The following is a 13108-nucleotide window of genomic DNA, read 5'->3' as shown; positions in this document are numbered from 1 at the left end:
CTGCAATCCTGCCAATCATTTTCAATCCTAGAAATCCTGATTCAGACAAATTCGCTGCCCATCTATGCGAAAAGCCCCCATAACAGTAGAATAAAATTCCGGCATAAACACATCCTTTTCTTCAGCTGCTACAAAAACCAATAGAACAGCAGCTTATAAAAACACCTCGTTTATTTGCATTTCTGAATTCTTCTGTCACTCCACTTATATACCTGTGCAAAATACGATGATATCAAAAAACGTCTTATTTTTGAGTTTAGTTAGAATTTCCGCACACGCGAATGCAGGTATCAAAATTAGAAATCAAAGGTTTTAAGAGTTTTGGCGATAGGGTCGTTATAAACTTCGATGATGGCATTACAGGTATTGTGGGGCCGAATGGTTGTGGGAAGTCCAATATTGTGGATGCCATACGTTGGGTGCTGGGCGAGCAGAAAACACGTAACCTCCGCTCCGACAAAATGGAGAACGTGATTTTCAACGGCTCCAAAACCAGAAAACCAGTACAATTGGCGGAGGTGTCCATCACCTTCGACAACAACAAAGGCATTTTGCCAACAGAGTACTCCCAGGTAACTGTTACCCGCAAGTACTACCGCAACGGCGACAGCGAGTATATGCTGAACGGCGTGCCATGTCGCTTAAAAGACATCAACGAACTCTTCCTGGATACAGGTATCGGCTCAGACTCCTATGCCATTATTGAGCTGAAGATGGTGGACGAGATCCTGAACGACAAGGAAAATTCCCGCCGCCTCCTGTTCGAAGAAGCTGCCGGTATTTCCAAGTTCAAGGTACGTAAGAAGCAAACCCTCAAAAAGCTGGAAGAAACAGATGCCGACCTGGAGCGCCTGGAGGATGTACTCCACGAAATCGGCAAGAACATGAAGACGTTGGAGCGACAGGCAAAACAGGCCATTAAGTACTTCCAGTTAAAGGAAGACTATAAGAAGCACAGCCTCGCCTTTGCCCGCCGCAATATCTCCCAGTACCAGAATACCCTGGAGCGCCTGGAGCAGGATGTGCAGCAGGAGAACAACCTGAAAGAGCAGTATGTTGCGACTGTAACAGAAGCCGAAGACGCCATTGCCGACCAGAAGGAAGAGCTGAACGTGACGCAGGAAAAGCTGGCCGAGATGCAGAAAACCATGCAGGTGCAAACAGCCAAACTGCGCCAGCTGGAAAGCGAGATAAAAATGAAGGCCGAGCGCAGCGCCTACCTGAAGGAGCGCATGCAGCAGTTGCGCCAGCAGATAAGCCAGGACACCGCCAATGTGGAGCACACGCAGGAAAGCATCCTGGCGCTCCGGGATGAGTTGCTGGAGGTGCAGGACCAGTTTGCCAGCGCCGAAGAGCAGGTAGGTGAGCTGAAAGAGCAGCTGCAGGAAGCCAACGAGCAGAAGGCAACGCTGCAGGATACCTTCCAGGACCTGACACAAAAGCAAAAGGCAAAGCAGAACGAAGTGTACCAGCTGAGCAAATCGCTGGAGATAAGCCAGGTCCAGATTCAGAACATCAACCAGGAACTTGAGCGCCTGCATCAGCAGCAACAGACAGCCGACGAAGATGGCCGTGTGCTGCAGGAGCAGTTGCAGGAGGCACAGGTAGCGCTTGAGGAAAGCACTGCCGAACTGGTACGCCTGCAGGCAAAAGAAGAAACGCTGCAGCAGAACATAGAAGCCACCGAGGCGAACATCGAGGAGCTGAAAACACAGCGGGTAGAGCTGAACCGTGCCCTGGATGCCAAAAAAAACCAGTACAACCTCACCAAATCTTTGGTGGAGAACATGGAGGGATTTCCGGAGGCTATCAAATACCTGAGCAAGTCTGACAGCTGGAAAAAGCCTGCTCCTCTCCTGTCCGACATCCTGATCTGTGAGCCTGACTACAAGCCGCTTATCGAAAGTTACCTCGAGCCCTACATGAACTTCTTTGTGGTGGACGAACTGCAGGATGCCGTGGAAGCGATTAGCCTGCTGAAGAGCGAAAACAAAGGACGTGCAAACTTCATTATCCTTTCGGAGATAGAGGAACTAGAGCCAACCGCTACCTACAGCGAGGGCAACCTGAAGGCCGGTTACGAAGTGGTATCAGCGGAGAAAAAGTACAGCAGCCTGATGAAGTACATGCTGCGTAACGTGTACATCTCCGACGACAGCGGAGAAGAACTCTACGGCAGCGACTATAAAACCATCATCCTCAAAGACGGCAGCGCCATCCGCAAGCCGCTGAGCCTTTCAGGAGGTTCGGTAGGTTTGTTCGACGGCAACCGCCTGGGCCGCAAGCAAAGCCTGGAGAAACTGGCGGAGGAAGTGGAGGAACTGACAAAGCAGGTGGACCTGATGCAGGGCCGCGTAAACACGCAAAACCAGATTCTGCAGAACCACAAAAATGAGTCTCAGAAAGACACCATCAAGCAACTGGAAAAAGAGGTAGCAAAGCTGCAGCAAGATTTACTAACTGTGCGGATCAAACACGAGCAGCACCAGCAGAACCTCCGCAACTTCGACCAGAAGAAAGACGAGCTGCAGGAAAGGCTATTGGCTTTGCGGGAGCAAAGCGAGGAGGTATCGCCACAGGCAGCCGCCGACCAGCAGGAGCTGAAGCGTCTGGAGGAGGAATTGGCCGTGCATACGTCCTACATAGAGCGCCAGCAGGAACAGATCGCCATTATCTCCGGCAGGTATAACCAGGAAAACATCCAGTTTCACCAGCTGAAGAACCGCTTCGCCAGCTTGCAGCAGGAAATCAGCTATAAGCAGAAAACGGTAGAGACAAACCAGGAGCGCATTACGCAGCTGAAGCAGGAACTGGTAAAGGCAGAGGAAGAAATCGCCTCGGCAGATAATTTTGTAGAGGAGAACGAGGCGGTGGTGGAAACCATGAACGAAGCCCGCAGAGCTTTCAGCCAGGAACTGGAGGAAATCGAGAAAAAATACTTCAGCCTGCGCGGAGAACTGGATGAGAAAGAGAAGACCATACGCGAACTACAGCGCAAGCGCCAAAACTCAGACGAGCTCCTGATGCGCATGCAGCAGGCCAAAAACGATACGCAGCTCAAATTGGTAGCCATCAAAGAGCGGTTGGCGGCAGAGTTCAGCATTTCGGATGAAGACTTCGCCACACCTGTTCCGGAAGAGGATTTACTAATACCGCTTTCTGCTGATGAACTGAGCCAGCATATCTCTACTGTAAAGGGGCAGCTGGACAAGATGGGACCGGTGAATGCCATGGCCGCCGACGCCTATGCTGAAATCGAAGAACGCAATACCTTCATCACAGAGCAGCGCAACGACCTCATCAACGCCAAAAACATGCTCATCGACACCATCAACGAAATCGATACGGTGGCGAAGGAGAAGTTTATGGATGCCTTTAACCAGATCAAGGACAACTTCAAACTGGTGTTCCGCAGCCTGTTTACAGAAGAAGACAACTGCGACCTGGTGATTTCAGATCCGAAGAACCCGCTGGAGTCGAAGATTGAGATCATGGCGCAGCCAAAAGGCAAGCGGCCTTTAACCATCAACCAGCTTTCAGGGGGAGAAAAAACACTGACAGCCATCTCGCTGCTGTTCTCTATTTACCTGCTGAAGCCTGCGCCGTTCTGTATCTTCGATGAGGTAGACGCGCCGCTCGATGATGCGAACATAGACAAGTTCAACAACATCATCCGCAAGTTCTCCAACGATTCGCAGTTTATCGTCGTGACGCACAACAAGCGCACCATGGCCTCTACAGACGTGATGTACGGAATCACCATGATAGAAGCCGGCATCTCCAGGGTCATCCCGGTAGACCTGCGCCAGATAGCGTAAGGGAATTACGAATGAGGTAAAAAGTCAAAGGCGGCTGCATCTTTATGATACAGCCGCCTTTCGCTTATAAGATGAAGATTGAAATACTTCCTCTAACCCGAACAAGAAAAAATTCGGAATTCGTAACTAACTACCGTACTCCCTGCTCCGGGTATTTGCCTGTTTTAGTTCGGTAGAAGGCCAGGATTTTCTCCAGGTCTGCTTCTATGTCGCCGGAGGGATAAATGGTAGGGCCGATACCGGCTTCCTTTTTAGCATAGTCCAGGTATCCCAGCACAATGGGCACACCTGCTCCCATGGCTACATGGTAAAAGCCCCTCCTCCAGCGCGGCTGGTACTTGCGGGTACCTTCCGGTGTCACCATCACGCACATATCCCCTGGCGTCTCCTTTATAATCCGAATCATGGCATCCACCATCTTCGTGTTTTTAGAGCGGTCAACAGGTAAGGCACCCATTCTTTTTACAAGACCACCCACAATCGGGTAATCTAAAAACTCTTTCTTGATGGTGAGGCGGATAGGGGCATCCATCAGGTAGAAGGCGGCACGGGCATATACAAAATCCCAGTTGCTGGTATGCGGTGCCGCAATCATCACGCAGCGGCGGTTTTCAGGTGTCAGGTTCCCTTTCAGTTTCCAACCTGAAACGGCAAAAAGGGCTTTGGCAAGAAGTTTGGCTATCATCTAAGAAAAATTGCGAAAGCTGCAGGCAGGCAGCATAAAACTACCCGTGGTATAGGTTCGCAGCGTTTGAAGCCACATAAATACACACAAATATCCGCTTTTACAAGGCTTCCTTGATTACGTGGGCACGCTTACGCCAGATATAGGCCTGTACACCAAAGCCCAGCATAGGGCCGAAGGTCACATTAGCCAATCCATCTTTAAATTCCCGGAAATAGCGGAAGGTCAGGAGGGGCTCGAGGGCAATTCTTTGGTTAATGAAATGGGCATAGCCTATGCCAATGCCTCCTTCTAAAAGGTTAGATTTCTGCCCCGTGGAAAAGTTCAGCAAACCAACCTCTGCCGATAATTCTCCGAAAATGCCGTTGTCCAGGTAGTAGCGTGCAAAAGGGCCGAACATCAACCTTGTTCTCCTGAATTTCCTTTCTTCCTCTTCCGTGACAGAGCGGAAATTATCATGTTCCAGTGTTACGCCAAGGCCAACAGCAATATCATGATCAATAAAGTAGCCGTTTTTGGCTCTAAGGTTTACCAGGATGTTTGTGCCTTCTTCCGCACCCAGAGGTAAGTTGAACTGATTGGTGGTTTTATAAGCTGAGGCGCTGAGCGTTCCTCCGAGTAAGATAGAACCGTGCTTTACTTTGGCAGGAACCATCCAGCTTTGGTTTTCCTGAGCAGAAACTGAAAAAGAAAAAAGCAGAAAGGCAACTAGTAAAAGTCGTCGCATAAGGGTTAGGGTTTAGGTTAGGTTTAAGGGCTCGCTGCCGTTATACGTATAAACGACTAAAGGTATCGTGAAATTATAAAAAAATATACAATCCTTTATAAACCAGAGGCATAATTTTAGAATAACGTACCACAGCGTTCTATGAGGCAGGAAATGAACAGTGATACTTCCGCCAGTTGGCTCCCACATAAAGAACAGTAGGTCCAGGAGGTTTCTTTTACGCGACTGCTCGTCTTTTATGGTCACTTACTACTTGTTTATCAGATTCCGCAGATGCTTTTTCATATGCATCGTGTATTCATAGCCCACGTTGAAAATTTCATCTGCCTTCCTGAAGTTGGTAAGCCGGTAATAGCGTAACTCCTGTGGCTCCAGGAACAGGTCGCACAAGGGCAGGCGGAGCTTGATGTTATTGTTGATGGCCAGCAGTACCGTGCGCTCTATCATACCACGCAAACTTGTGACCTGTGCCTGGTGGTTGATTGGATTCACATGCACGGCAATCTTAACATCGCAGTTATTGTGGAGCGGTTCTACAGGCAGGTTGTTCAGCAGGCCACCATCGTTAAGTAGCTTTCCCTTGTACTCTACCGGCTTATACAGTATCGGTACCGCAGAAGTGGCAATCAAGGGTTTGATAAGCTCTCCAGAGGAAAAGTAGACATTGATACCTTCGTTCATGTCCGTAGTGCCTATCACGACCGGAATCTTTAAATCCTCAAAGCAGGCATTTTGTCCAAGATGGCTCCGATACAGCTTCTCTACTTCCTCCAGGTGCAGCAAGCCCGCATTTCCGAAAGTAGGACGCATAATCTTAAAGATGCTGAGCTCTTTTATCATTTTCAGGATTTCATCCGGGCTATAGCCATAAGCATACAGCACACCGGCAATTGCCCCGGAACTCACACCTGAGATCATGCTTATTTTGATGCCCAGTTCATCCAGCGCCTTCAACACACCCAGATGCGCAATACCACGGGCACCGCCACCCGACAAAGCCAAGCCTATCCGCATACCTTATACTGCTGCTAAGGTAAAGGTGTCCGCCAGCCGTACGCCCTTTTCCGTATGCTGTACCGTACAGCACTCGTTCACCGGGTCGTGCTCCAGGAACAGCACATAATTTTCATCCGCCGCTTTATTCAGAAAAGCCGCCTTCTCATCCAGCGTCAGCAAAGGGCGCGTGTCATAGCCCATCACGTAAGGCAAGGGAATATGGCCCGTGGATGGCAACAGGTCGGCCATGTAAGCCAGTTTGCGCCCCTTGTACGGGATGATAGGCACCATCATCTTATCGGTGTGGCCATCGGCATAAAAGATATCAAACTGCGGGAAAGGAGACGGCGCAGAAGGGTCAATAAGCTGCAGGTTTCCACTCTCCTGCATGGGCAGGATGTTCTCTTTTAAAAAAGAGGCTTTCTCCCGTGCATTGGGTTTAGTGGCCCACTCCCAGTGGTCGGCGTTAGACCAATAGGTGGCATTCGGAAAGGTCAGTTCCAGTGCCCCGTCGCTGTTTTTATACTTCACGCCTCCGCCGCAATGGTCGAAGTGCAGGTGTGTCAGGAAAACATCGGTTACATCCTGGTGTGAGAAGCCTGCCGCATGCAACGATTTCTCCAGCGTTGCGTCCCCATGCAGGTAATAGTGGCTGAAGAACTTCGCGTCCTGCTTGTCGCCGAGGCCATTGTCAATCAGGATCAGCCTGTCACCATCTTCAATCAAGAGGCAGCGCATCGCCCACGTACAAAGGTTATTTTCATCGGCCGGATTGGTGCGTTGCCAAAGCGACTTCGGCACCACGCCAAACATAGCGCCGCCATCTAATTTGAAAAAACCTGTATCAATTACGTGTAGCTTCATGTGTTTTATTTTTCTGTTGTGTGAGTAACGGATGTTCTACTTGTTTGTTTTTGTCCTCTTAATAGAATCGACAATCATTTGTCCCCCTTTTAAGGGGGCCGGGGGATGAATCAAACCTACGGAAAACTACTTAAAGGTAGCTGTTCAAAAAAAGCCGCTGATGCGATTTAGTAGCTTTTACCATATTCTCATTAGCACAGGAATGTAAAGAGTCACCCTGAAGTAGCCACTTTAAGCTATTTTATTTAACAAGAAGAATGAAAGTACGAGCTATAAGCTCGCACTAGCGAAGCGCTGCCGTCAAATAAGAACAATACTGCCTTTGTTGTGTGTTTTCACCAACAAAAGCTCGCTGGTCAAGAGACACGGCAAGGGCGTAGGGAGGTAGTAGCAGCAAACATTTTCTTAAGCTGACGACATTGGAAGTAGGTTCCTTTATTTCCATTGCATCCTCCAGAAACGCAAAATGAACTGGAAATACAGAAGGAACTCTGTATTTCCAGTTCATTTTGCTGAAATGTAATGAATAGAAGATTACCCTTCCAGTACCACACCCATGTTAGAGAATTTCTCTATTCGCTGCATAATACGCTCTTCCGCATCCACAGTTTCCAGTTCATCCAATAGCTTGATGATTTCCTTCTTCAGCGTTCGCATCATCTTCTCAGGGTCCAGGTGCGCACCTCCAAGCGGTTCCTTGATGATGCCATCAATCAGCTTGTTCTGCAGCATGTCTTTGGCGGTAAGCTTTAGGGCTTCTGCAGCTTGCTCCTTGTAGTTCCAGCTTCTCCACAGAATAGAGGAGCAGGATTCCGGTGAGATAACAGAATACCAGGTGTTTTCCAGCATCATCACCCTGTCGCCGATGGCAATACCCAGGGCACCACCAGAGGCCCCCTCTCCTATTATGATACAGATCACCGGCACCTTCAGCATGAACATTTCTTTCAGGTTACGGGCAATCGCCTCTCCCTGTCCGCGCTCTTCTGCCTCCAGTCCCGGAAAAGCACCCGGTGTGTCAATCAGCGTCACGATTGGGCGACCGAACTTCTCCGCCATCTTCATCAGGCGAAGTGCTTTGCGGTACCCCTCCGGGTTCGCCATACCGAAGTTGCGCAGCTGGCGCTGTTTGGTGTTGCGCCCCTTCTGCTGCCCGATGAACATGATGCTGCGGCTATCTACTTCACCAAAGCCGCCTACCATGGCTTTGTCGTCGCTCACGGTGCGGTCGCCATGCAGCTCCACGAACTTATCCGTTATGCCCTGGATATAATCGAGGGTATACGGGCGCTCCGGGTGACGTGACAACTGTACCCGCTGCCAGCGGGTCAGGTTGGCGTAGGTCTCCTTTTTAAGGTTCTTGATTTTCTCTTCCAGGGCCTTTACTGCCTCCGAAACATCTACCTGGCTCTCATCTGCCAGCTTCTTCATTTCTTTTAGTTTGCCCTCGAGGGCAGCAATGGGCTGTTCGAAATCTAAAAGCATAGGTTCTTCCTTGTTTAGGTTACAAATTTAAGAGAATCTGCTCATGATAGGTAAGAAGAAAGAAAATTCTGTGTCCTTGAAAAATAATCTTCTTGTAAATGAACCTTTTAAAGCTATTCACGCAAAATATAGAGGCAAAAAGATGCTCCAGGCTTGCACATTCCAAATTAACGCTATACATTTGCATCACTTTAACGGACGAAGTTAAAGGAAAACAAAACGGTCTGGTAGTTCAGTTGGTTAGAATGCCGCCCTGTCACGGCGGAGGTCGCGGGTTCGAGTCCCGTCCAGACCGCAGGTAATACTGCGGTACACGCAAAAGAGCAAAGACTCTGCATTTAGTTAAATTATTGGTCTGGTAGTTCAGTTGGTTAGAATGCCGCCCTGTCACGGCGGAGGTCGCGGGTTCGAGTCCCGTCCAGACCGCAAAAGCCTGAGGTGAAAACCTCAGGCTTTTTTTATGCAAGTAGCTTTATGTTTTTGGTTTGAAGGATCTATTTTCTGCAGTACATACCTATGTTATTCAAAAAAGGCTTTGATTTTTACTTTAAAGCTTTCCTTAATAAGGCTTTTCCTGTTCTTTTTTCGATTTGGCTAATAGTACAAGTAGCGTTGTATTTCAAATATGGTATCAAAATAGTGTATGACAGTCATCGCTATCTGGCATATGCTTATTCATTTGCAGAGGGAACTGGCCTCTGGTATGAAAGTAGTAGTATTCTATATTCCTCATATACACTAGTTATCTTCCTTTTTCTGTATAGCCTGAATTTAGCACCTTTTACTATTATATTGTTCCAGATTATTATTTCTGGTCTTGCTGCCATTTGTCTATATAAGTCAACATTTTTGATTACAAATAGTCAAAAAGCTGCTTTTGTCTCCACCCTTCTTTTTGTTTTGTGGCCGGATTTACAGCAATGGAACCTGTACATTCATACAGAATCGCTTTTTATAAGTACTACTATCTTCTTGTTGTATTTCATGGTGCGTTACTACAGGTGCAAGAAAAGTCCTTTTAGTTTAGCTGTTTTGGCTCTCTTGTTTATAGTGACCTTTCTACGCCCAAACGGTTTTTTCCTTCTTATAGCCTATGTATTATCTGTCCTATTAAGTCATGTAACAGGATACGTCGCTGGTAAGAACAAATACCTCATACTGCTTTGTGCCTTTCCAGTCCTGTTATTATTGATAATCATAGCCTCACAAATTCTTGAAGTGTTTTCCCCTGTGCAGTATCTTCTTCAAGGGCAGATAATACAAGGATATACAAAATTTACTGTATCTATTGATACTCCACCAGCAGCCACTACGAAACAACCTGTGATCCTGCAAATACTCAACATCTCTTTGCATCAGCCCTTTGCTTATCTCAGGCTCTTACTACTTAGGTTCCTGTTCTTTTGGGGGCAATTTCGACCCTACTACTCCACCCTTCATAATATCTTAATTGTACTCTTCTTTTTACCAGTCTATTTCATGGCTCTGAGAGGTATGAATCAATTCAAGATACCTTTTCCTATAGTTACTTTTATTGCTACCTTTTTATTTTTACAGACTTTTATGGCCATGTTTATTTCTGTAGACTGGGATAACCGCTTTGTTGTACCCTTGTTACCTCTTGTTTTTATGTTGTCTGCAACCGGATTAGCTTTAAAAACAACTAAAGTTCAGGAATAGAAATGAGTATTAATATATGGCAATAGGTAAAGAAATTTTGGAGAAAAAATAAGATCCTCTTTTGCCTCACAATGGTTAGTAGTGCAGAAATTTCTGTTTTAATAAAAGACGGTTTTTGCGCGGAAAGCCTACAGCCAAAGAATAAGGTTCATACAAGAAACAGTGTTTTTTAAAAAACTCTATATAAAAGTAGCGTTTCAAAATACACGTAAAACTAACATTACAGAAACTGCGTCAGCTTCCGGAGTGGTTTTAAGTAGCGGGTATAAAAACGAGGCCTTAAGCCGTTGATCTGCCAAGCTGTATAATCCTCTTTGTTCGCCCTGATTCTGTTTTTGAGGGTCACATTGCTCTTCCCGCCCACACGCATCCGTACCAGGCACTCCGGTACGTACGCCGTGCTGATACCGTGCTTGTACAGGTAACGCAACATCAGCTCATAATCGGCAGCACTCCTGAACTGCGTATTATATAATCCTAAGCGCTCGTATACCTCCCGCTTCACATAGAAAGTAGGATGTGGCGGCATCCAACCATAGATAAAACTATTTCGCTTATAGCTACCAGACTTCCAGTTGCGGATAACTCTCTCCGGCTTCTCCCGATCCACATACACCAGGTCAGCGTAAACACTGTCGCTACCACAGATTTTAAATGCACCTGCCACGGCTGTAATGACATCTTTGGAATAAAAGATGTCATCAGAATGTAGCAGCCCAATCACATCGCCAGTTGCCATCTGAATGCCTTTATTGATGGCATCATACAATCCACCGTCTTTGCCTGAGACAAACTTTGAGATGCGATCACCATACCCTTGCACGATATCCACAGTACCATCTGTAGATAAACCATCTACCACAATGTATTCTATGTCAGGATAAGATTGGCCCAGCACCGAATCGATAGCATCGGCTATAGTTGCGCGGTTGTTGTAAACGATGGTGATGATGGAGACTTTCATGAGAAATAAGCAGTCAGTTCTGCTACGAAAACAGTACTGACTGCTTGAATAAAATATATACTATTGATTACCGCTCTACAACTATATTTTCAAGTACGAGCATATCCATCTTCGTCCTTAAGAAGCAATCAAGCGCCTCTTTCGGAGTATTTACGATCGGCTCATTTTCATTAAAAGAAGTATTTAACAAGATAGGAACATTCGTCTTTTCTCCAAATGCTTTAATCAAATTATAATAGCGTGGATTATTTTCTTTATCGACTGTCTGTAAGCGTCCAGTACCATCTACGTGGGTAACAGCAGGAATAACAGCATGCTTCTCTTTCCTAATAGGAAACACTTTCTCCATAAAAGGGACATTATCTGTAATCTCGAAAAATTCAGAAACATGTTCTTTTAGTATAGAAGGTGCAAAAGGCCGGAAGCTTTCTCTTCTTTTTATTTTAGCATTTAGTAATTCTTTCGCATCAGCTCTACGAGGGTCAACAATAATAGAGCGGTGACCTAGTGCTCTGGGGCCAAATTCGGCTCTACCCTGAAACCATCCTATAACCCCGGCATCCAATAACTTTTCCGTTACCTTTTCATACAGCTCCTCATCGCTAAGACGGGTATAACTGATGTTTTGTTCATTCAGGAAAAATTCTATTTCTTCATTGCTAAAGCGGCTACCAGTGGAGGCGTAATAGACTGGTTCAATACGAGGTTGTTCTAGTATGTGATTATACAAATAGAGTGCTGATCCAAAAGCTGTTCCTGCGTCATGCCCTGCAGATGGAATATAGACCTCTTCGAAGGTTGTGTTCATAAGGATCTTTCCGTTAGCAACAGAATTCTGCGCAACACCACCTGCTAAGCATAGCCTCTTAAGGCCTGTCCTCTTCTGCAGGTGATTCAGTATATGAAAGATAAGTTCTTCTGTAATGCGCTGTACGGAAGCAGCCAGATCTTTATGATATTGTGTCAACTCATCTGCCTTTTGCTTCGCAGGGCCAAACTTTTCTACCATATAGCCAGAGAACACTGGTCCGATGTTAGGCTCTCCTCCCTCCCAGCTCATCTGCACCCCTTCCTTCACATGATTGAAGTACTTCGTATTTAATTCGAACAAGCCATTGTCCTTAAAGATAAGTACATCACGCAGTTGGTCCACCATGGTCGGAGAACCATAAGGTGCCAGCCCCATTACCTTATATTCATCACCATATTTGTCAAAACCAAGATATTGCGTAAAAGCCGTATAAAATACACCAACGGAGTGTGGATAAATTACTGCATCCAAAACCTCTATTTTTTTTCCTTTGCCCACACCAATCATGGTGGAGGTAAAGTCGCCAAATCCGTCAATGGAAAGAATAGCTGCCTCTTCAAATGGAGAAGCAAAAAAAGCACTGGCCATATGGCTGCGGTGGTGCTCTATGTTTTTAACTTCTGCCTTGATCTCGCCTATAGGAACATTCACCGCATTAGCTAACTCTTCTTTTACATTGGCTACTTTTTTTGTGTTAGCCAGGCGGTCCATCAGACTTTTAGCACTTACCAGGTTTTTGGCAGCATGCAGCAGCTTCTTATGAACATTGGCAGAGGGATCACGTGAAATAGTAACATAATCAACGTCTTGGATAGAGATACCGGCTTCATTTAAGCAGAATTTTATTGCCTCACTTGGGAAGCCCGCCCAATGCTTAATTCTTCTGAAGCGTTCCTCTTCTGAGGCAGCAATTAACTGCCCGTCTTTCATTATACTGGCTGATGAATCTCCGTGATATGCGTTGAGTCCTAGTATGTACATAATCTAAGAATTGACAATATATTATATAATGGTATTTTGATTTATAAGAAGCACGAATTTAGACAATAAAGTTGAATAGGCTTCCTGGTTACTGCTG

9 protein-coding genes and 2 tRNA genes are annotated in these 13108 nt (G+C 46.4%); 4 read left to right on the top strand and 7 right to left on the bottom strand.

Annotated features, from left to right (window positions below):
- The first annotated feature begins 281 nt into the window (after window positions 1-281).
- Window positions 282-3818, top strand: coding sequence for a chromosome segregation protein SMC (smc, locus tag ACYVB1_RS07170; protein WP_460922158.1), 3537 nt, complete (start codon window positions 282-284; stop codon window positions 3816-3818).
- A gap of 130 nt (window positions 3819-3948) precedes the next feature.
- On the opposite strand, the gene ACYVB1_RS07165 is transcribed toward smc, so the two are convergent.
- The 5 genes from ACYVB1_RS07165 to ACYVB1_RS07145 form a co-directional block, all read right to left on the bottom strand.
- Window positions 3949-4503 (bottom strand): 1-acyl-sn-glycerol-3-phosphate acyltransferase, encoded by a 555-nt coding sequence (locus tag ACYVB1_RS07165; RefSeq protein WP_460922156.1) that lies wholly within the window; start codon window positions 4501-4503, stop codon window positions 3949-3951.
- Window positions 4504-4603: 100 nt separating this feature from the next.
- On the bottom strand, window positions 4604-5230 hold the full coding sequence (locus ACYVB1_RS07160; RefSeq protein WP_460922154.1) for a hypothetical protein: 627 nt from the start codon (window positions 5228-5230) through the stop codon (window positions 4604-4606).
- A gap of 249 nt (window positions 5231-5479) precedes the next feature.
- Window positions 5480-6244: a patatin-like phospholipase family protein gene (locus ACYVB1_RS07155; RefSeq protein WP_460922152.1), complete on the bottom strand. Its 765-nt coding sequence runs from the start codon at window positions 6242-6244 to the stop codon at window positions 5480-5482.
- A 3-nt stretch (window positions 6245-6247) separates the two neighbouring features.
- Window positions 6248-7090 carry an MBL fold metallo-hydrolase gene (locus tag ACYVB1_RS07150; protein WP_460922150.1) on the bottom strand — a complete coding sequence of 281 codons (843 nt, stop codon included), beginning with the start codon at window positions 7088-7090 and terminating at the stop codon, window positions 6248-6250.
- Between the two features lie 534 nt (window positions 7091-7624).
- Window positions 7625-8575: an acetyl-CoA carboxylase carboxyltransferase subunit alpha gene (locus tag ACYVB1_RS07145; RefSeq protein ID WP_460922148.1), complete on the bottom strand. Its 951-nt coding sequence runs from the start codon at window positions 8573-8575 to the stop codon at window positions 7625-7627.
- A 221-nt stretch (window positions 8576-8796) separates the two neighbouring features.
- Between ACYVB1_RS07145 and ACYVB1_RS07140 the strand changes: the two genes are divergently transcribed.
- From ACYVB1_RS07140 to ACYVB1_RS07130, 3 genes are all read left to right on the top strand, one after another.
- Window positions 8797-8870 (top strand) — tRNA-Asp (locus ACYVB1_RS07140).
- 57 nt (window positions 8871-8927) lie between these two features.
- Window positions 8928-9001: transfer RNA gene (locus tag ACYVB1_RS07135), tRNA-Asp, on the top strand.
- A 90-nt stretch (window positions 9002-9091) separates the two neighbouring features.
- The gene (locus tag ACYVB1_RS07130; RefSeq protein ID WP_460922146.1) at window positions 9092-10255 is read left to right on the top strand and encodes a glycosyltransferase family protein; all 1164 of its coding nucleotides are present in this window, start codon (window positions 9092-9094) and stop codon (window positions 10253-10255) included.
- Between the two features lie 220 nt (window positions 10256-10475).
- Here ACYVB1_RS07130 and ACYVB1_RS07125 read toward each other — a convergent pair whose 3' ends face one another.
- Entirely contained in the window at window positions 10476-11219 is a 744-nt protein-coding gene (locus ACYVB1_RS07125; RefSeq protein ID WP_460922144.1) for a glycosyltransferase family 2 protein, read from the bottom strand.
- A 67-nt stretch (window positions 11220-11286) separates the two neighbouring features.
- Window positions 11287-13011, bottom strand: a complete 1725-nt coding sequence (locus ACYVB1_RS07120) for a carbamoyltransferase family protein (RefSeq protein ID WP_460922142.1) — start codon at window positions 13009-13011, stop codon at window positions 11287-11289.
- Window positions 13012-13108 lie beyond the last annotated feature (97 nt).

The organism is Pontibacter brevis, assembly GCF_054779655.1.
This window is presented reverse-complemented; position numbering and strand designations above follow the sequence as displayed.

Bases quoted from the DNA above. Each gene is read 5' to 3' on its own strand.
- smc (WP_460922158.1), top strand. From the start codon at position 282: ATGCAGGTATCAAAATTAGAAATCAAAGGTTTTAAGAGTTTTGGCGAT.
- ACYVB1_RS07165 (WP_460922156.1), bottom strand. From the start codon at position 4,503: ATGATAGCCAAACTTCTTGCCAAAGCCCTTTTTGCCGTTTCAGGTTGG.
- ACYVB1_RS07160 (WP_460922154.1), bottom strand. From the start codon at position 5,230: ATGCGACGACTTTTACTAGTTGCCTTTCTGCTTTTTTCTTTTTCAGTT.
- ACYVB1_RS07155 (WP_460922152.1), bottom strand. From the start codon at position 6,244: ATGCGGATAGGCTTGGCTTTGTCGGGTGGCGGTGCCCGTGGTATTGCG.
- ACYVB1_RS07150 (WP_460922150.1), bottom strand. From the start codon at position 7,090: ATGAAGCTACACGTAATTGATACAGGTTTTTTCAAATTAGATGGCGGC.
- ACYVB1_RS07145 (WP_460922148.1), bottom strand. From the start codon at position 8,575: ATGCTTTTAGATTTCGAACAGCCCATTGCTGCCCTCGAGGGCAAACTA.
- ACYVB1_RS07130 (WP_460922146.1), top strand. From the start codon at position 9,092: ATGTTATTCAAAAAAGGCTTTGATTTTTACTTTAAAGCTTTCCTTAAT.
- ACYVB1_RS07125 (WP_460922144.1), bottom strand. From the start codon at position 11,219: ATGAAAGTCTCCATCATCACCATCGTTTACAACAACCGCGCAACTATA.
- ACYVB1_RS07120 (WP_460922142.1), bottom strand. From the start codon at position 13,011: ATGTACATACTAGGACTCAACGCATATCACGGAGATTCATCAGCCAGT.